This is a genomic window from Actinomadura sp. 9N407, assembly GCF_044326315.1.
GTDB lineage: Bacteria > Actinomycetota > Actinomycetes > Streptosporangiales > Streptosporangiaceae > Spirillospora.
Window position 1 is genome coordinate 142,195 of sequence record NZ_JBIRAW010000005.1, and the last position, 18,535, is coordinate 160,729.

Annotated in this window: 14 protein-coding genes; 5 read left to right on the forward strand and 9 right to left on the reverse strand. The window is 72.3% G+C overall.

All coding sequences use genetic code 11. The features are described from left to right. The first annotated feature begins 53 nt into the window (after positions 1–53). Positions 54–1,010, forward strand: coding sequence for a nucleoside hydrolase (locus tag ACH34Q_RS10195; protein WP_395982569.1), 957 nt, complete (start codon positions 54–56; stop codon positions 1,008–1,010). Positions 1,011–1,058: 48 nt separating this feature from the next. After that, positions 1,059–2,504 (forward strand): argininosuccinate synthase, encoded by a 1,446-nt coding sequence (argG, locus tag ACH34Q_RS10200; RefSeq protein ID WP_395982570.1) that lies wholly within the window; start codon positions 1,059–1,061, stop codon positions 2,502–2,504. 49 nt (positions 2,505–2,553) lie between these two features. Here the strand turns inward: argG and ACH34Q_RS10205 are convergent, their stop codons facing one another. Further along, entirely contained in the window at positions 2,554–4,290 is a 1,737-nt protein-coding gene (locus tag ACH34Q_RS10205) for a Coagulation factor 5/8 type domain-containing protein (protein WP_395982571.1), read from the reverse strand. Between the two features lie 75 nt (positions 4,291–4,365). Next, positions 4,366–5,013 carry a TetR/AcrR family transcriptional regulator gene (locus tag ACH34Q_RS10210; RefSeq protein ID WP_395982572.1) on the reverse strand — a complete coding sequence of 216 codons (648 nt, stop codon included), beginning with the start codon at positions 5,011–5,013 and terminating at the stop codon, positions 4,366–4,368. A 95-nt stretch (positions 5,014–5,108) separates the two neighbouring features. Here ACH34Q_RS10210 and ACH34Q_RS10215 point away from each other — a divergent pair, with 95 nt between their 5' ends. Further along, complete coding sequence (locus ACH34Q_RS10215; protein ID WP_395982573.1) at positions 5,109–6,488, forward strand: GH1 family beta-glucosidase; 1,380 nt, start codon at positions 5,109–5,111, stop codon at positions 6,486–6,488. A gap of 9 nt (positions 6,489–6,497) precedes the next feature. Here ACH34Q_RS10215 and ACH34Q_RS10220 read toward each other — a convergent pair whose 3' ends face one another. From ACH34Q_RS10220 to ACH34Q_RS10240, 5 genes are all read right to left on the reverse strand, one after another. Further along, entirely contained in the window at positions 6,498–7,763 is a 1,266-nt protein-coding gene (locus tag ACH34Q_RS10220; protein ID WP_395982574.1) for an alkyl sulfatase dimerization domain-containing protein, read from the reverse strand. 11 nt (positions 7,764–7,774) lie between these two features. Then, entirely contained in the window at positions 7,775–8,773 is a 999-nt protein-coding gene (locus ACH34Q_RS10225) for an oligopeptide/dipeptide ABC transporter ATP-binding protein (protein ID WP_395982575.1), read from the reverse strand. Beyond that, positions 8,770–10,653, reverse strand: coding sequence for a dipeptide/oligopeptide/nickel ABC transporter permease/ATP-binding protein (locus ACH34Q_RS10230; protein ID WP_395982576.1), 1,884 nt, complete (start codon positions 10,651–10,653; stop codon positions 8,770–8,772). The genes ACH34Q_RS10225 and ACH34Q_RS10230 overlap by 4 nt, the downstream gene beginning before the upstream one ends. Then, positions 10,650–11,672: an ABC transporter permease gene (locus tag ACH34Q_RS10235; protein WP_395982577.1), complete on the reverse strand. Its 1,023-nt coding sequence runs from the start codon at positions 11,670–11,672 to the stop codon at positions 10,650–10,652. Before ACH34Q_RS10235 ends, ACH34Q_RS10230 begins: the two co-directional genes overlap by 4 nt. A gap of 85 nt (positions 11,673–11,757) precedes the next feature. Next, complete coding sequence (locus tag ACH34Q_RS10240; protein WP_395982578.1) at positions 11,758–13,299, reverse strand: ABC transporter substrate-binding protein; 1,542 nt, start codon at positions 13,297–13,299, stop codon at positions 11,758–11,760. Positions 13,300–13,451: 152 nt separating this feature from the next. On the opposite strand from ACH34Q_RS10240, the gene ACH34Q_RS10245 reads away from it, so the two are divergent. Next, positions 13,452–14,525 carry an Lrp/AsnC family transcriptional regulator gene (locus ACH34Q_RS10245; protein WP_395982579.1) on the forward strand — a complete coding sequence of 358 codons (1,074 nt, stop codon included), beginning with the start codon at positions 13,452–13,454 and terminating at the stop codon, positions 14,523–14,525. Here the strand turns inward: ACH34Q_RS10245 and ACH34Q_RS10250 are convergent. After that, on the reverse strand, positions 14,453–15,685 hold the full coding sequence (locus tag ACH34Q_RS10250; RefSeq protein ID WP_395982580.1) for a M20 family metallopeptidase: 1,233 nt from the start codon (positions 15,683–15,685) through the stop codon (positions 14,453–14,455). The genes ACH34Q_RS10245 and ACH34Q_RS10250 overlap by 73 nt on opposite strands. 207 nt (positions 15,686–15,892) lie before the next feature. Between ACH34Q_RS10250 and ACH34Q_RS10255 the strand changes: the two genes are divergently transcribed. Next, positions 15,893–17,530 carry an amidohydrolase gene (locus tag ACH34Q_RS10255; RefSeq protein ID WP_395982581.1) on the forward strand — a complete coding sequence of 546 codons (1,638 nt, stop codon included), beginning with the start codon at positions 15,893–15,895 and terminating at the stop codon, positions 17,528–17,530. 95 nt (positions 17,531–17,625) lie between these two features. Here the strand turns inward: ACH34Q_RS10255 and ACH34Q_RS10260 are convergent, their stop codons facing one another. Continuing rightward, entirely contained in the window at positions 17,626–18,462 is an 837-nt protein-coding gene (locus tag ACH34Q_RS10260) for an alpha/beta hydrolase family protein (RefSeq protein ID WP_395982582.1), read from the reverse strand. Between the last annotated feature and the right edge of the window lie 73 nt (positions 18,463–18,535).

Here is an 18,535-nt window from a genome sequence, read left to right on the forward strand (position 1 = left end):
CAAGGGATACTGCCTGTCGGAAGACGATCATCATGTGCCCCCTGAGGAGAGCCATGCCCACCGTGCTGTTCGACTGCGACACCGGCATCGACGATGCGATCACCCTGCTCTACCTCGCCACCCTCATGCGGGCGGGCGAGGCGGAGCTGATCGGGGTGGGCACCGTCCACGGCAACGTCGATTCGCGTACCGGCGCGCTCAACACCCTGCGCGTGCTCGAACTGGCGGGTGTCGAGGCGGGGACCAAGGGCGTGCCCGTCGCGGTCGGCGCGAGCCGTCCGATGGCACAGGACGTGCACTACGCGGCGGACTGGCACGGCATCGACGGCCTGGGCGACACCGGGCTGCCGGAGCCTGCGGGACGGCCGGTCACCGAGTCCGCCGCCGCGCAGATCGTACGGCTGGCCCGGTCACGTCCGGGCGAGGTGACGCTGCTGGCGACCGGCCCGCTCACCAATCTCGGCGCGGCCCTGCTGCTCGACCCCGAGCTGCCGTCGCTGGTCCGCGAGGTCGTCGTCATGGGCGGCGCGTTCGATCACCCGGGCAACATCACCACCCACGCCGAGGCCAACATCTGGCACGATCCCGAGGCCGCCGACCTGGTGTTCGCCGCCGACTGGCCGGTGGTGCTCGTCCCGCTGGACGCCACGCACCCGACCGCCGTGGGCGACCGGTGGCTGGACGCGCTCGCCGCCCACGACTCGGCCGCCGCCCGCTTCGCCACCCGGATCATGGAGTTCTACGTCACGGCCTACACCCCGACGCTCAAGCGCCGGGGCGCCGTCATCCACGACGCGCTGGCCGCCATGCTGACCGTGGACCCGGGTGTCGGAACCTACGTCGAACGCCCCGTCCGGGTGGAGTTGCGCGGCGAGCTGACCCGCGGCACGACCGTCTGGGACGCCCGGTCGCTGCCCGCCGAGGACCACCGCCGCCCGGTGAAGATCGCCGTCGCCAGTGACGTCACGGCGTTCCAGGACCGCCTGCTGGCGGCGATCCACTCGCTGTAGGCCCCGGCCGATTTGCATGGTCATGCAATGGGATGCATAATTCTTCCTGTGTCCAAGATGCTCACTTCCCTGCCTGTCGGCCAGCGCGTCGGAATCGCCTTCTCCGGCGGTCTCGACACCTCGGTAGCGGTCGCGTGGATGCGCGACAAGGGCGCCGTGCCCTGTACCTACACCGCCGACATCGGCCAGTACGACGAGCCCGACATCGCCTCGGTGCCGGGCCGCGCCACGGCGTACGGGGCGGAGATCGCCCGGCTGGTCGACTGCCGCGCGGCCCTCGTGGAGGAGGGCCTCGCGGCCCTGGCCTGCGGGGCGTTCCACATCCGCTCCGGTGGCCGCGCCTACTTCAACACCACCCCGCTCGGCCGGGCCGTCACGGGCACGCTGCTGGTCCGCGCGATGCTCGAGGACGACGTGCAGATCTGGGGCGACGGCTCCACGTTCAAGGGCAACGACATCGAGCGGTTCTACCGCTACGGCCTGCTGGCCAACCCCTCGCTGCGGATCTACAAGCCGTGGCTGGACGCCGACTTCGTGCGCGAGCTCGGCGGCCGCAAGGAGATGTCGGAGTGGCTGCTGGCCCGCGATCTGCCCTACCGGGACAGCACGGAGAAGGCCTACTCCACCGACGCCAACATCTGGGGCGCGACCCACGAGGCCAAGGCGCTGGAGCACCTGGACGCGGGTATCGAGCTCGTCGAGCCGATCATGGGCGTGCGGTTCTGGGATCCGTCCGTCGAGATCGCCGCCGAGGACGTCACGATCGGCTTCGCGCAGGGCCGGCCGGTGACGATCGACGGCAAGGAGTTCGACTCCGCCGTCGACCTGGTGCTGGAGGCCAACGCCATCGGCGGCCGGCACGGCCTGGGGATGTCCGACCAGATCGAGAACCGCATCATCGAGGCCAAGAGCCGGGGCATCTACGAGGCGCCGGGGATGGCGCTGCTGCACGCCGCGTACGAACGCCTCGTCAACGCGATCCACAACGAGGACACCGTCGCCAGTTACCACAACGAGGGGCGGCGGCTCGGCCGGCTGATGTACGAGGGCCGCTGGCTGGACCCGCAGGCGCTGATGGTGCGCGAGTCGCTGCAGCGCTGGGTCGGCACGGCCGTCACCGGCGAGGTGACCCTGCGGCTGCGGCGCGGCGAGGACTACTCGATCCTGGACACCTCGGGACCGGCGTTCAGCTACCACCCGGACAAGCTGTCCATGGAGCGGACCCAGGACTCCGCCTTCGGGCCGGTGGACCGGATCGGCCAGCTGACCATGCGCAACCTCGACATCGCCGACTCCCGCGCCAAGCTGGAGCAGTACGCCGGGCTCGGCATGGTCGGCAGCTCGCACCCGGCCCTGATCGGGGCCGCGCAGGCGGCCTCGACCGGGCTGATCGGCGCGATGCCCGCGGGCGCGGCCGAGGCGATCGCCTCCCGCGGCGAGGTCTCCCACGACGAGCTGCTCGACCGCGCCGCCATGGAGTCCGGCACCGACTGACGGTCGATGCCGGACGCCACGGCAACGCGGCTTCAGGCCCACACGGGGGTCAGCCGGTCTCGGCGCGGTGCCACATCTGGAGGTACGCCTCCGCGCCACGGGACAGATCGTCGATGATCTCGGGTCCGCCGACGGTACGGATGTCGGCGATCCAGTCGGGGACGAGCCCGTAGTTGGCCACGCCCTCGGTGTTGACGTCCCAGGTGCGCAGGCCGGTGCGCTGCCTGTCGAGCGTGACGTCCGGGTCGATCGGCGAGGTGAACGGGTAGCGCAGCCGGTTCTGCTCGTTGCCCGCGCGCGGCGGGGGCAGCGGGCCCATGCCGTTGGCGTCCAGCCCGTACCCGTAGCCGAAGGTGAAGCGGGGATCGCGGAACTGCTTGTTGCGCTTCCACTCCTGGACGAACCGGTCCGACGCGTTGCCGTACCCGGTGATCATGCCGCCCAGCCGGTAGATGCGGCTCGCGTACGCCCCGTCCGTCCAGCTGTGGGACGAGACGACGCCCGAGTAGCCCGCGTCCTCCAGCAGCGTGAGCGTCCGCCCGGCGGCCTTGACGCTCATATGGTCGATCTCGACGATCATGTCGCGTTCCATCAGGCCCTTGACCATGTGCTCGCCGAGGTCGGTCAGCCCGTGCACGTTGCAGTGCGGCGGGCTCGGATAGATCGGCAGCGTGATCCCGGCCTGGCCGAGCCACCGCAGCGGCCCGTTCAGCAGGTCGCCGAGCGGGCCGGACGGCGCGATCGGGTTGTCGGTCTCGGTACCGGTGCACTTCTCGACCTGCCAGAACCGTCCCGTGCCCAGGAGGTTGCCCAGGTTGATGATGGCGCCCGTGGTGTCGGAGTCGAACCGCACCCCGCACAGCGCGTTGTCGAACTTGTGGCACACGAACATCGAGCTCACGCCGAGGTCGCGCATCTCGTCCAGGCCCTTGTCGATCTGCCCTCGCGTGCACTGCGGGTCGCTGCCCAGCTTGCGGCAGCCGAACGGCTCGGACGTCTCGACGCCGAGGACCACGGCGAGCTTGCCCGCCTCGATCACCTCGCGGGCCTGCTCGGAACCGCGCACGATCCTGAACCAGCCCTTGCCGGGGCCGCCGTTGCGCTTGTCGATGTAGGCCTGCATCTCGGTCATCCGCTTGGCCTGGAGCCGGATGATGTCCATCTCGTCGCAGGTGTTGCGCCGCAGCGGGTAGATCTCGCAGATCTGGCGGTTGGCCACCAGATGGTTGACCAGCACGCGCTGGCCGGCGCGCCATGAACGTTCCAGCCAGGTGTAGTAGGCCTGCTGGTGGGTGCGCGAGTCCCAGGCGGGCCAGTCCCTGAACGTGGGCCAGCCGACGGGGTCGTGGGTCCCGAGCGGGCTGCCGGTCCTGGTGAAGTTCTCGAACCAGGCGAGGACTCCGTTGCCGGCGTGGTCGGGGCAGTCGCTCAGCGCCTTCCCGATGCCGTCCGGATCGAACGGCTTGCCGCACATCAGCTGACCGCCGAAGGCCTCGTACGACATCAGGTGGGTGTGCGCGTCGACGTACCCGCGAACCTCGCCGTCGCGGGTCGTGCCCGTGAACGGGGCGCCGGTCGCGCCCGTGCCGGGCTCGGGGGCACCGGGCAGTCCGGGGGCACCAGGTAGTTCGGGGGCGCCGGGCAGTTCGGGGGCGCCGGCGGTGGCGGGTGCTCCGCGGGGAGCGGGGGCGGCAGTCGCGGGCGCCGCCGGCAGCAGGCAGGCGACGAGCGCGATCAGGGCGAGGGGGACGAGTGCGGAACGTGGCAGGGGGCGTCCGGACGACATGTGCACCTCAACTCGGGGGGCGTCCAAGGCTCACATGTGAGGGATATCACCGAATGCGGGAAAAGTGAACAGCACTCATGTTTGTGCGTGAGTCGCGGTGCCCGGAGTGGCGTCCGTGCCGGAAGTGATGTCCCTGAAGTAGGCGCGCAGCAGCCGGGCGCCGAGCGCGATCACGGCCGGGTCGCCCTCCTCGGAGGACTGGAAGGCCAGCCTCAGCAGGCCGTCGGAGGAGGTGATGGCGACCAGCAGGACGCGCTGGGGGTCGGGCAGCGGCGGAAGGCCCGCCTCCTGGGTGCCGAGGTCGTACAGGCGGTCGGCCATCTCCGCGTCGATCTCGCGCAGGAGGTCGGTGTCGATGGAGCCGTTGTCGCGGAAGTCGGCCACGAAGAAGCCGGGGACGCCGCGGCGCAGGGCGAGGCTCTCCTCGTAGACCACGACCGCCGCGTCCGCCCAGCCGTCCACCGGTTCGGTGGCGAGGCGCTCCTGGAGTCGTTCGAGCAGGAGGGCCAGGTGCCGCATCGCCAGCTCGTGCAGCAGGCCGGACTTGCCGTCGAAGAACTGGTACAGCGTGCCGATCGGCACGCCCGCCCGCTCGGCGACGTCGCGGGTGGTCAGCGTGGCCTGGCCGACCTCGGCGAGCAGTTCGGCGCAGGCGCTGAGCATGCGCTCCACGCGCTCGACGCTGCGGCGCTGCGCGGGCCTGCGGCGTAGCCCACCGGACATGGCGATTCCCCCTCCGGGTAAAACATGACGCTTGTTCATGTTTTAATATGACACTCACTCATGTTAGAACCGGAGCGAACAGGACCGGAGCGGATATGAACGTGCTTCCCCGCTTTCCCGAGGGCTTCCTCTGGGGTACGGCCACCTCGGCCTATCAGATCGAGGGCGGGGTGAACGAGGACGGCCGGGGCGCGAGCATCTGGGACTCCTTCTGCGCCGAGCCCGGCCGGATCAAGAACGGCGACACGGGCGAGGTCGCCTGCGATCACTACCACCGCTGGCCGCGGGACGTCGAGCTGATGGCCGATCTCGGCGTGAACGCCTACCGGTTCTCGGTGGCGTGGCCGAGGATCCAGCCCGAGGGCCGGGGCCCCGCCGACGCCCGGGGCCTGGACTTCTACGAGCGCCTGGTCGACGCCCTCGCCGAGCGGGGCATCGCGCCCGCGCTGACGCTCTACCACTGGGACCTCCCGCAGGCGCTGCAGGACGGCGGCGGCTGGATGAACCGCGACACCGCCCACCGCTTCGCCGAGTACGCCGCCCTGGTCGCCGACCGGCTGGGCGACCGGGTACCGCTCTGGATCACCCTGAACGAGCCGTTCGTGCACATGACCGAGGGCTACGGGCTCGGCGTCCACGCCCCCGGCGAGGCACTGCTGCTGGACGCGCTGCCGGCGGCGCACCACCTGCTGCTCGGCCACGGGCTGGCCGTACCGGCGCTGCGGGAGCGGACCCGAGGCCAGGTGGCGATCACCAACAACTACAGCCCGGTCTGGACGGCCGGCGACTCGGCGGCCGACCACGCCGCCGCGACCGCCTTCGACGCCCTGCAGAACCGGCTTTTCACCGACCCCGTCCTGCTCGGCCGCTACCCCGACCTGTCGGCTTTCGGCGTCACCGAGCTCCCGTTCGTCCAGGACGGCGACCTGGCGACGATCTCGGCCCCGCTGGACAGGATCGGTGTCAACTACTACAGCCCGACCAGCGTCGGAGCCCCCCGATCACTCGCCCGTCCCGGCGGCCCTTCGGTGCTGAGCGAGGTCCAGGACCGGCTCGAAGCCGCCGGGATGCCGTTCGAGGACGCCCCGATCGAGGGGTACCCGGTCACCGCGTTCGACTGGCCGGTCGTCCCGGACGGCCTGCGCGAGCTGCTGACGCAGCTCCGCGACCGGTACGGGGACGGCCTGCCGCCGATCCTGATCACCGAGAACGGCTGCTCCGTACGGGACGAGCCCGCCCGGCCCGACCAGGAGCGGATCGACTACCTGGACGGGCACCTGCGCGCGCTGCACCAGGCCATCGAGGCCGGGGTCGACGTCCGCGGCTACTTCGTCTGGTCCCTGCTGGACAACTTCGAATGGGCCGAGGGCTTCGACCAGCGCTTCGGCCTCGTCCACGTCGACTTCACCACTCAGGTACGCACGCCCAAGGCGTCGTACCACTGGCTGCGGGACCAGCTCCAAGCGCAGCGGTGACCGAAAGGCTCAGCCGGTGGGGTCGGCGATCCGGCGGGACTCGGTGGCGGCCCAGGTGAAGATGCCGCGCGCCATGAGGGACTCCTCGGCCTTGGCCCGGGTGCCGAAGACCTCGGCGTGGACGCGGTGGACGCCGACGTCGCCGGGGGCGGCCAGTACGGCCATCTCCGCCAGGTGCCCGGCCAGCCGCAGGTCGCCGCCGGCCACCGCCGCGGTGGCGGCGTCCGCCAGCTTGCCCGGCCCGCCGGCCAGCCCGGCGACGGCTGCGGCGACCGTGGCGTCGGGAGCGGGCTTGAGGTTGGCGGGGTTGCCGTCGTACCAGCCGCCGTACCGGCGCCACAGGTTGCGGACGATGAACTCGGGCTCGTCGTAGCGGGGCTGCAGGTACGGGCGGTCGGCGAGGTGCGCGGGCGCGCGCACGGTGTGCACGATCTCGTCGAGCCGGGCGCCGGCGTTGAGCATCTCCAGGGTCTGCTCGATCAGGCTCTCCAGCCATTCGGCGGTCTCGGTCAGCGCCTGCCTGATCCGGTCGGCACCGAAGATCGGCACGCCGTGCGAGGGCAGCATGACCTCCGCGCCGAGCGCGGCCATCCGGCGCAGCGCGTACGCCCACTCGACGGGGTAGCGCTGGACCTTCTGCGGGTTGCCCGCGTTCGGCGCGACCCAGATGAACAGGTCCCCGGTGCACACGACCTTGCGTTCGGGGATCCAGCACACGGTGGCGTCGTCGGTCTCGCCCTTGGCGTGGAACAGCTCCAGGGTCAGGCCGCCGTGGTTCACGGTGAGCGAGTCGCGGTACGTGACGTCCGGATGGCGGTACTCCGCCGGCCACGTCAGGCCCGGCTGCCGGAACTGCCGCTGGTTGATGACGGCGTTGTAGCCGTTGGTCAGCACGTACCGCCGGAACCGGTCGACGACCGACTCGTGGGCGAACACGGTCGGCCGCGCCCGGCCCGCCGCGTCCGCCTCGGCGTCGAACGGGCCGACGCCGAAGACGTGGTCGATGTGGCCGTGCGAGTAGACCGCCCGGGTCAGCGGCTCGTCCGACCAGGCGCGCACGTCCGCGTGCAGCTTGGCGGCGTCGGTGGGGTTGCCGGTGTCGAACAGCGCGAGCTCGCCGCCGTCGCGCAGGGGGATCACGTTGCCGAAGCCGGGGCGCCAGCCCACGCCCTCGGCGACCTCGTGGACCCCGCCGCCGGTCACGTTGAATCCCGCGATGCCGTTGGCGTCGCCGGCACCGTTCCAGACCTGGTCGGCGAGTTCGATGACGGACAAGGGTTCTCCTCCTAGGAGTGGGGGACGAGCGGGTAGTGGCAGGAGGCGCGCGAGTCCGGGTTCACCGGTTCCGGGCGCTCGGTGGCGCAGCGCGTACGGTCCGGGTTCGCGAGCGGCCCGGACGGGCACCGCGTGTGGAACGGGCATCCGGGCGGCGGATCGGACGGGTCGGGCGGCTCCCCGACCACGGTGGGCACTTGGAGGACGCCGTCGGGGACGCTGTCCAGCAGCAGCCTGGTGTAGGGGTGGCGGGGCCGGTCGAACAGCTCGTCGCGCGGGGACTGCTCCACGATCCGGCCGAGGTACATGACCGCGACCTCGTCGCTGACATGCCGGACGACCGCCAGGTCGTGCGAGATGAACAGCATGGTCAGGCCGAGGCTGGCGCGCAGGTCGGCCAGCAGGTTGAGGACCTCCGCCTGGACCGAGCAGTCCAGCGCGGAGGTCACCTCGTCGGCGATGATCACCTCGGGCTCGACGGCGAGGGCGCGCGCGATCGCGATCCGCTGCCGCTGCCCGCCGGAGAACTCGTGCGGGTAGCGCTCGGCGGCCGAGCCGTCCAGCGCGACGGTCTCCAGCCAGCCGGCGACCGCCGCGCGGTGTCGGCGCAGCCCGCCGCGGCGCGGCTCGATGGCCTCGGCGATGGCGTCGCCGACGGTCATCCGCGGATTGAGCGAGCCGTACGGGTCCTGCGGGATCAGCTGGACCCGGCGGCGCAGCCCGGTCAGCCGCCGGCCGCGCAGCGCGGTGACGTCCTCGCCGTCCAGCAGGATCCGGCCCGACCGGGGCCGGATCAGGCCGATCATGGCCCGGGCCAGCGTCGACTTGCCGGAACCCGACTCGCCGACCAGGCCGAGGGTACGGCCGCGTTCGAGCCGTACCCCGACCGAGTGCAGGACGGGATGCGCGCGGGCACCGAACCCGAACGCCACCGTGACGTCCTGCGCGGCCAGCACCGGAGCGGTGGTGCCCGTGCCGCTGCTCGCCGTGCTCGTACTCGCGGTGCTCATCGATCGCCTCCCACGGGTTCGTCGATCCATTCCAGGGCATGGCAGGCGGCCGCCCCGCCGTCCTGCCCGTACGGCACCGCCTCGGGACGTTCCTCCCGGCAGACGTCGCGTACCAGCGGGCAGCGCGGCGCGTAGGCGCAGCCGGCCGGGCGTTCCGACGGCTGCGGCGGGCGGCCGGGGATGGCGGCGAGCCGTTCGCCGCCGTCCGACACCCGGGGCGTGGCGGCCAGCAGTGCCTGGGTGTACGGGTGGCGCGCGTGGCCCGCCCGCAGCTCGCCGGCCGTCAACTCCTCGACGATGCGCCCGGCGTACATCACCAGGACGCGGTGGCAGATCGAGGTGACCACGCCGATGTCGTGGGAGATGAACAGCACGGCGGTGCCGTCCCGCTCGTTGATCTCCCGGAGCAGGGCCAGCACGTCCGCCTGGACGGTCACGTCCAGCGCGGTGGTGGGCTCGTCGGCGATGAGCAGCCGGGGCCGGGTGAGCAGCGCCGAGGCGATCATCGCGCGCTGCCGCATGCCGCCCGACAGCTCGTGCGGGTACTGCTTCAGCCGGGCGCGCGGGCTGGTCACCCGGACCGACCGCAACTGCTCGACGGCCTGCTCGCGGGCGTCGTCCCGGCCGGTGCCGGCATGGGTGCGCACCGTCTCGGTCAGCTGCCCGCCGAGCTTGAGCGCCGGATTGAACGACGCGGTCGGGTCCTGGTAGACGACGCCGATCTCGGTGGCCAGCCGCTTGCCGTCGGTGTCGCCGAGCAGGTCCAGATCGTTCAGCCGCAGGGCGCCGGCCTCGGTCCGCAGCCCGTCGGGCAGCAGCCGGGCCACCGACATCGCGGTGACGCTCTTGCCCGAGCCCGACTCCCCGACGACGCCGACGATCTCGCCGGGGCCGATGCGCAGGCGCAGGCCGTCCACCAGCCGGGTGCCGTCGGGCAGGACGACCGACAGGTCCTCGGCCACCAGCACGGCGTCGGCGCCCTCGACGCCCGCCACGGTCTCGGCGGGTGCCGTGCGGGGCGCGGTGGCCGCGAGCACCTTGGCCGTCCGCCCGCCGCGCCTGCCGCCGGCGGATCGCTCCTGGGGATTGAACGAGGCCGCCAGTCCGTCACCGACGAATCCCGCGCACAGCCCGGTGAACACGATCGCGATGGCGGGGCCGATGGCCTCGGCGGAGTTGGTGTAGAGACCGGCGAGGCCGGCGTTCAGCAGGCTGCCCCAGTCGTAGCTCGGCTCCTGGACGCCCAGGCCCAGGAACGACAGGCCCGACAGGGCCACCAGCACGGTCGCGAACGCGACCGAGACCAGCACCAGCAGCGGCTCGGCCATGTTGGGCATCAGGTGCCGGGCCAGCAGCCGCCGCTGCGGTACGCCCAGCAGCCGGGCCATCGCCACGAAGTCGCGGCCCGCGACCGAGGCGGCCAGGTTGGCGGTCAGCCGGGCGAACGAGGGGCTGCCCGCGACGCCGATCCCGATCACCGTCGCCTTGGGGCCGGCGCCGAGGACCGCGGTGACGACCAGCGCGAGGATGACCGGCGGGTACGACACCATGATGTCGATCAGCCGCAGGCCCAGCTCGCGGATCCGGCGGCCGGCCAGCCAGACGGCCGAGCCCAGCAGCACCCCGACGACCACGGCGAGCGCGGTGGCGAGCAGGGTCATGATCAGGGTGAGCCGGGTGGCGGCCATCGTCCGGGCGAACACGTCGCGGCCGAGGGCGTCGGTCCCGAGCCAGTGCGCGGCCGAGGCCCCTTCCCTGGCGGTGCCGCTCAGCCGGTCGGCGTCGGCGCCCCAGATCACCGGCCCGAGCACCGCCAGCACCAGGACGAGCCCCAGCCCGGCCAGCCCGAAGGCGAGCGGAAGGTTGCGCCGTACGTTCATGGCCGGTCCGCCTTTCCGGTCAGGGTCCGCGGATCCAGCACGCCCAGCAGGACGTCGATCAGCAGGTTGAGCAGGGTGGCGATGACGCCGAGGGTGAGCACGACGCCCTGGATCACCGGGTAGTCGCGGTTCAGGATCGCCTCGACCACCCGGGTGCCCAGGCCCGGCCAGGCGAACACGCTCTCCACGATGATCGTGCCGCCCAGCATGTGCGCCAGGATGAGGCCGCCGAGGGTGAGCGTGCTGGTCAGCAGGTTGGGCAGCGCGTGCCGGGTGTAGAGGGTGAGGCCCGGCAGCCGCTTGCCGCGGGCCGTGCGCATGTAGTCCTGGGCCAGGACGGTCGCCGTCTCCCTGCGGACGATCCTGGCCAGCGTGCAGATCGGGGCGACCGCCACCGCCAGCACCGGCAGGATCAGCGCGGTGGGCGTCTCGGCGCCGGCGGCGGGCAGCACCCCCAGCATGATCGCGAACACCAGCACCAGCAGCGTGCCGAGGATGTACTCGGGGACGGCGCCCGCCAGGCTGGTGCCGAAGGTGAATCCGGTGCTCAGGCGCCGCCGCCGGCCGCCGCGGCAGGCGATCGCGATCGTCATCCCCAGCGGCACCGCGACCAGCAGCACCACCAGGATCGCCAGGAAGGCCAGCTCGGCGGTGAACGGCAGCCGGGAGGTGATGATCGCGGTCACCGGCTCTCCGGTGGCGAACGACGTGCCGAGGTCGCCGCGCAGCAGCCCGCCCACGTACGAGGCGAACTGCTGGATCAGCGGCTGGTCCAGTCCCAGCCGCACCCGGGCCTGCTCGATCTCGGCGGGCCCGGCGTCCGGTCCGGCCAGCACCCGGGCGGGATCGCCGGGGATCATCTGGACGATCAGGAACGTCACCGTCACCAGTGTCACCAGTACCGCGCCGAGCCCGGCCAGCCGCCGCAGGGCGAACGAGAGCCAGGGCGACCGCCGGTTCGCCGGTGCGGCGCCGGCGGCCGGCGCGGCGGCCGCCGTCTTCTTCTCGTCGACCTTCACGGGCGTCCCTCCGGTCCCGCCGCCCGGGCGCGCGCCGTGGCGGCGCGCCCGGGACGGAGACGGTCGGGGCGGTGGGGGAGACCCGTCACTTCACGACCAGGGTCGAGATGTCGAACAGGCCGCCCGGCAGCATCGCGTCCACCCGCTTGCCGAAGACGTAGGTCGTGTTGACGGTGGACAGCGGCACGGCGTCGACCCGGTCCAGCAGGGCCTTCTGCGCGCCCGCCCACGCCTCGCACTTGGCCGCCTCGTCGGTGGTGGCCAGCGCCGCTCCCATGCCCTTCTCGAACGCGGGGTTCTTCACCCCGCCGACGTTGCGGCCCTTGGGCGCGGGCTCCCCGGCGAACAGCGAGGCCGGGTTGGTCATCGTGAGCGTCACGTTCAGGTGCGCCATCACGTTGACGTCCCAGTCGCCCTGGTTGCCCAGCACCTCGGTGGACCAGGTCGCGCTGTCGGTGTTGCGCAGCGTGACGTCCGCACCGGCCGCGCGCAGCGCCGCCTGCACGTAGGAGTTGCCGGCGCCGCCGGCGACCCCGTTGGTGCCCGCCACCTTGATCTTCATGCCCTTCAGGACCTTGCCGGCGGCCGCGGTGTCCGGCTTGACCAGCAGCGACTCGTCCTTGCTGACGCACGGGACGGTGGACTCGGCGACGCTGGTCAGCAGCTCGCCGCGGCCCAGCCCGGCGGCGTTGTCGAACGCCTTGCGGTCGACGGCCTGGGCGATCGCCCGGCGGACCTTCTCGTCGGCGCCGGGGTGGCCGGCCCGCTCGTTGAACATCAGGTACATCCGGACGGCGGGCGCGGACTCGACCTTGTAGGCGTCGCCGTCGGTGAAGCGCTTGCCGTCGGGTCCGGTGAGGAAGGCCATGTCGAGGGCCTTGGTGGTGAGCTGGTTGGCCCTGGTGCTCTCGTTGTTGACGACCTGGGCGACCAGCGACTTGGGCCGTTCGCCCTTGGGGGCGCCCGCGAACTTCGGTCCCCAGGCGTAGCCCTCGCGGGCCTGGAAGGTGTAGCGGCTGCCCCGCTGGGCGTCCTTGAGCGTGTACGGGCCGGTGCCGGGTGCCTTGCCGGTCTTCAGCGCCTCGGCGTCGGCGGAGCAGGCGATGCCGGCGGAGGGGGCGGCCAGGCCCGCCAGCAGGTCGGACCAGGGCTGCGCGGTGGTGACCGTGACCGTGCCCGCCGCGTCGTCGGCGGTGATGGTGGGACGGCCCGGGCCGAAGATCAGCTTCGCCGGGCCCGAGGCGGTCTCCGGGGCGGCCAGGTACGTGAGGGACTTCGCGACGATCGCGGGCGTGAGCTTGCTGCCGTCGGAGCAGGTGACGTCGTCGCGGAGGGTGAACTCGGCCTTCCTGGCGTCGGCCTTCCAGGCCGAGGCCAGCGCGGGGACGACCTTGCCGCCGTCCTCGCGGCGGACCAGGTTCTCGTACAGCAGCCGGTCGACCAGGTAGTCCGAGGCGTTGTTGGACTTGGCCGGATCGAAGGTGGCGGGGTCGGCGCCGAAGGCGACGTTGACCGTGCCGGCCTCGTTCGCGCCTTCGCCGGAACCGGACGTGGTGCAGGACGACGCGAGCATTCCCCCGCTGATGGCCAGGGCCATCACCGAGAGCGCGCGATGCGAGCGTGCCATGGAATCTCCTGGGGGTGGTGCGACCGGGTCCGCGTGAAGGACCGGTGACGATTCGGTGGCGGGGATGGGCACAGGATCGTTAGGCTGCACGGACTCGCGCCTCTTTTGCGCGGATCAACCAGAATGGACGATCGACTGCATGATTTCGCCGCATGGATGAGCTGGATCTCTCCCTGATCAACGCCCTCCAGATCCGTCCCCGCGCCCCCTGGGCGGAGCTGGCGGGCCCGCTGGACGTGGACCCGGCGACGCTCTCGCGGCGCTGGGCACGGCTCACCGAGACCGGCTCGGCCTGGGTGACGTGCTATCCGGGGCCGTCCCAGCTGGACTACGGCTCCCTGGCGCTGATCGAGGTGACCTGCGAGGCCGGGACGGCACGGGAGACGGCCGACCTGCTGGCCGGCGACCCCCGCGCGCTGTCGGTGGAGATGATGAGCGGGCGCCGGGACCTGGTGCTGACGGTGGGGGCCTCCGACACCGCCGTGCTCGTCGAGTACGTGATGGACCGCGTCGACCGGGTGCCGGGCGTCATCGGCACCCGCACCAGCCCGGTGGTCCGCAACTTCCGCGAGGGCAGCCGGTGGCGGCTGGACTCGCTGGATCCGGGGCAGCGTACCGCGCTCGACCGGCTGCGGGGCGCGGCGTCCGACGGCCAGCTCGCGGGTACCAACGACCGCCGCCTCATGCTGGCGCTGGGCGAGGACGGGCGGATGACCTACTCCCAGCTCAGCGAGCGGACCGGGCTGCCGCAGAGCTCGGTCCGCCGCAGGGTGGCGCAGATGCTCGGTTCGGGCCGGGCCGTGCTGCGCTGCGACCTGGCCCACCGGGTCGCCGGCTGGCCGGTGCCGGCGATGCTGTGGCTGCGCGTCCCGCCGGGCGAGCTGGCCCGGACCGCGGCGGAGCTGCACGGCCTGCCCGAGGCCAAGGCGTGCTTCGCGACGGTGGGCGAGACCAACCTGTGGCTCACCCTGTGGCTGCACCGCCTCTCGGACCTGCAGCGGGTGGAGGAGGAGATCGTCCGCCGCTTCCCCGCGGTGCAGATCGTGGACCGTGCCATGACGATGCGGATGGTGAAGCGGATGGGGCGGCTGCTCGACGGCACCGGCCGCGCGGTCGGGACCGTTCCGATGGACCTGTGGTCGCCGACGTGGCCTCAGCCCGCGCCCGCCGCCGCCGGCGCGGCGCTCGCGGCCGACGACAGCCGCCGCGCGGCCAGCTCGGCGTAGAGGGCGGCCCCGTCGGCCAGCACCGCGTCGTCGAAGGCCGCCTCCGGGGCGTGGTTGTACGCGGCGGTCGCGGGGTCGCGGTCGGCGGGGCAGGCCCCCAGGGCCACGAACGCCGACGGGATCTCGTTGCAGACCAGCGAGAAGTCCTCCGACCCGGAGAAGGGCCTCGGCGACTCGAAGAAGCGCCCCTCGCCGTACACCTCGCGGACGGTGTCGCCCGCGAAGGCCGCCTCGGCGTGGTCGTTCACGGTGACCGGATAGTCGATCAGGTACTCGGCCTCGACCTCCAGCCCGTGCGCCTCGCCGATGCCCCGGACGAGCCGCAGCGTCCGCTCCCGCATCGCCTGCTGGGCCTGGGCCGAGAAGGAGCGGACGGTCCCCGTGAACGCCGCCGTATCGGGGATCACGTTGTCGGTCGTCCCGGAGTGGAAGCTGCCGATGGTGAGGATCACCGGGTCGAACGCGTCGAACGCCCGGGTCACGAGGGTCTGCAGCGCCGTCACCATCTCGCACGCCACCGGGAGCGGGTCCCTGGCCAGGTGCGGCATCGAGCCGTGCCCGCCGGCGCCGCGCACCGTGACCCGCAGCCGGTCGGCGGCCGCCATGACCGGCCCGCCCCGGGTGACGAAGATGCCCTGCGGGACGAGCGCCGAGGACACGTGCAGCGCGTACGCGGCGATCGGCCGCTCGCCCGCCGCCTCCAGCACGCCCTCGTCCAGCATGAGCTTGGCCCCGCCCGCGTTCTCCTCGCCGGGCTGGAACATGAACACCACGTTCCCGGCCAGCCGGTCCCGCCGGTCGGCCAGCAGCCGGGCGGCCCCGGCGAGCATCGTGGTGTGCAGGTCGTGCCCGCAGGCGTGCATCCGCCCCGGCGTCCGGGAGATCAGGTCCGCGTCGCCGCGCTCGGTCACCGGCAGGGCGTCCATGTCCCCGCGCAGCAGTACGGTGGGGCCCGGCAGCGCGCCGCGCAGCACGGCGGTCACGGAGTCGAGCCGTTCCCCGGTCGACACCTCCAGTGGAAGGCCGTCCAGCGCGCCGAGCACCTTCTCCTGGGTGCGCGGCAGCTCCAGGCCGAGCTCCGGCTCGCGATGGATGTCGCGGCGGAGCCGGACGAGGTCGGGCTGCAGGCCCTTGGCGGCGGTACGCAGGGATTCGGACATGGGCCCTCCCGATCGTGGTCTCCCCGGCATGATGCGGGAGTCCACCGGCCGCCGGCCATCATCCGCATGAAAGAGATCATGCCCGGTCCGGATGTGCAGGATCGCGCCCATCGATGGGAAGCATGCTGGATCGTTCCACCATGGCCGTGATACCCCTGTTCGCCGGGCACCCGAACCGCGTGGGCCCGAGCGAGGGGGAGCACGGCAATGGCAGATCTGATCTTCACCGGCGGCCCGGTGGTCACCGTCGCCCCCGGTGCCCCCGAGGCGGAGGCGCTCGCGGTCACCGGGGGAGTGATCACCGCGGTCGGCGCCGCGGCCGACGTCCTGGCCCTGCGGACCGAGCGGACCCGGATGGTGGACCTGGGCGGGCGGGCCCTGCTGCCGGGATTCGTGGAGCCGCACGGCCATCCGACCAGCGTCGCGCTGGTCCTGGCCCCGCCGTCGGTGGACGTGCGCCCCTTCGTGGCCCCCAGCGGAGCCGACGTCATGGACCGGATCCAGCGGGCGCTGGACGAGGCCCCGGCCGGTACCCCGCTGATGTGCTACGGCATCGACGTCCTGCTCCAGGCCGGCCTCACGCTGCCCACGATGGCCTCGTTGGACGCGCTCGCGCCGGCCAACCCGGTGGTGATCCTCTCCAACAGCGGCCACTCCGCCTGGGGCAACTCCGCGATGTTCGCCCTCGCCGGCATCACCCGCGACACCCCCGACCCCGCCGGCTCGCAGATCGTGCGCGGCCCGGACGGCGCGCTCACCGGGGAGGTCCGCGAGACGTCCGCGGTGGTCCGGATGACCCGGCCCGTCGTGGAGCACGGCCGCGCCACCATCCTCGACCGGCTGCGCTGGTCGTACGACATGCACGCCGCCGCCGGGCTGACCACCGTCGCGGACCTGGCCTACAACCCCGCCCTGGATCCGGCGGTGGCCGCGCTCGCCGCCGAGCCCGGCTGCCCGATCCGGGTCCGCTCGTACGAGGTCGGCACACCGGAGACGGCCGCCGGCCCCGGCCATGCGGCCCCCGGCCGTTCGCCCGCCGGCGCCCTGTACGAGCAGATCGGGATGAAGCTGTGGGCCGACGGCACTCCCTGGCAGGGCAACATCGCCACCACGTTCCCCTACCTGGACACCGAGGCGACGCGGCGTCTCGGACTGGAGCCCTGCCACCACGGCGAGATGAACTACTCGCCCGAGCAGCTGACCGAGCTGGCCACGGCGTTCGCCCGCCAGGGCTGGCAGGTCGCCTGCCACGTGCACGGCGACGTCTCGGCCGACGCCGTCCTGGACGCCTTCGAGTACGCGCGCGCGAGTGCGCCGTCCGATTGGCGGCCACGCATGGAGCATTGCGGTGCGCTGAACCCCGAGCAGTTCGCCCGGGCATCGGAGCTGGGCGTGACCGTCAGCCTGTTCATCCAGCACCTCTACTACTGGGGGGACGTGCTGATCGACGACCTCTTCGGCTCCGAGCACGGCGCGCGGTGGATGTCGGCCCGGTCGGCGCTGGACGCCGGGCTGCGTGTCTCTCTGCACAACGACGGCCAGTGCTCGCCCGCCGACCCGCTCGGCAACATCGCCACCGCGGTCGGGCGGCGGACCCGGGGGACCGGCCGCGTCCTGGCCCCCGAGCAGCGGATCACCGTGGACGAGGCGCTGCGGGCGCAGACCCTGGACGCGGCCTGGCAGCTGCATCTCGACGACGAGATCGGCAGCCTGGAAGTGGGGAAGCGGGCCGACCTCGTCGTGGTCTCGGGGGATCCGCGCACCGTGTCGCTGGACGAGCTGTACGAACTCGAGGTGGTGACCACGTACCTCGGCGGCCGGCGCACCCACGGTGACGAGCTCTGACCGGACGCCCGGGACGGGGCACGCGCGAATCCGGGGCGGCCGTCCCATCCCAAAGCGGCCGCCCCGGACGAATGTGCGTCAGAACGAACGTGCGGTCAGTAGGGGCAGGTCTGCCGGTATTCCTGGATGGTCCGGCTGGGCGCCGGTGGGGCCGGGCACAGGAACTGGCTGTAGCGGGTGTCCTCGTCCACCCACCGCTTCAGCCAGGAGAGCGCGTACTTGCCGATCGTGTTGTTGTTCGAGGTGAAGGTGAAGTGGTCGGCGCCTTCCAGCTCCATGTAGGCCTTCTCGGCGCGGATCTGCTGGTAGAACGGCTCGGAATGCGCGCCGGTACCGGCGATGCTGTCGTTGTCGGCGCCCATGATGAACGTCGGGACCTGGAGGTTGCCGAAATTGACGCCCAGGTCCCAGGGGGCGAGCGGTACGGCGGCCTTGATCGCGGGCTTCTTCTGGGCCGCGCGCAGCGTGCCGCCGCCGCCCATCGACCAGCCCATGACGGCCTGGCGGGAGTGGTCGATCCGGTCCCTGACCGTGGCGTCCTTGGTCATGTAGTCGAGCGCGGCCAGCAGCTGGTCGCCCCGCGAGGCGGGCTGGTCGAACCAGGACTTGGTCTCCAGGGTCATGACCACGAAGCCCTGGGAGGCCAGCCGCGGCCCGTACCAGGACACCGACGACTCGGCCGACATGAACCCGGGCGAGATGGTCACGGCACCGAACGTGCCCTTGCTGGTATCGGTCGGGTAGTAGATCGTCCCGGACCGGATGCCCGGATGGCTGTTGGTGCCGACCCTCTTGGTGGCGGTCTGGAACGGGCCCCGCGCGGCGGTGACACTGGATTCGGTGGGAGCCGGGCCCCGTTCGTACGGATTGGCCGCCGCCTGGGCCGCAGGCGCGGTCAGGACTCCGGCGGCGAGTACCGCCACCGGGATCATCCTGAATGATTTCCTCATCGGTCGCGCTGCCCTTTCTGGGGGTGGAATTTCACGGACCCCGAGGGGCAAGGAC

Bases quoted from the DNA above. Each gene is read 5' to 3' on its own strand.
- ACH34Q_RS10195 (WP_395982569.1), top strand. From the start codon at position 54: ATGCCCACCGTGCTGTTCGACTGCGACACCGGCATCGACGATGCGATC.
- ACH34Q_RS10205 (WP_395982571.1), bottom strand. From the start codon at position 4,290: ATGTCGTCCGGACGCCCCCTGCCACGTTCCGCACTCGTCCCCCTCGCC.
- ACH34Q_RS10210 (WP_395982572.1), bottom strand. From the start codon at position 5,013: ATGTCCGGTGGGCTACGCCGCAGGCCCGCGCAGCGCCGCAGCGTCGAG.
- ACH34Q_RS10215 (WP_395982573.1), top strand. From the start codon at position 5,109: ATGAACGTGCTTCCCCGCTTTCCCGAGGGCTTCCTCTGGGGTACGGCC.
- ACH34Q_RS10225 (WP_395982575.1), bottom strand. From the start codon at position 8,773: ATGAGCACCGCGAGTACGAGCACGGCGAGCAGCGGCACGGGCACCACC.
- ACH34Q_RS10230 (WP_395982576.1), bottom strand. From the start codon at position 10,653: ATGAACGTACGGCGCAACCTTCCGCTCGCCTTCGGGCTGGCCGGGCTG.
- ACH34Q_RS10240 (WP_395982578.1), bottom strand. From the start codon at position 13,299: ATGGCACGCTCGCATCGCGCGCTCTCGGTGATGGCCCTGGCCATCAGC.
- ACH34Q_RS10245 (WP_395982579.1), top strand. From the start codon at position 13,452: ATGGATGAGCTGGATCTCTCCCTGATCAACGCCCTCCAGATCCGTCCC.
- ACH34Q_RS10250 (WP_395982580.1), bottom strand. From the start codon at position 15,685: ATGTCCGAATCCCTGCGTACCGCCGCCAAGGGCCTGCAGCCCGACCTC.
- ACH34Q_RS10255 (WP_395982581.1), top strand. From the start codon at position 15,893: ATGGCAGATCTGATCTTCACCGGCGGCCCGGTGGTCACCGTCGCCCCC.
- ACH34Q_RS10260 (WP_395982582.1), bottom strand. From the start codon at position 18,462: ATGATCCCGGTGGCGGTACTCGCCGCCGGAGTCCTGACCGCGCCTGCG.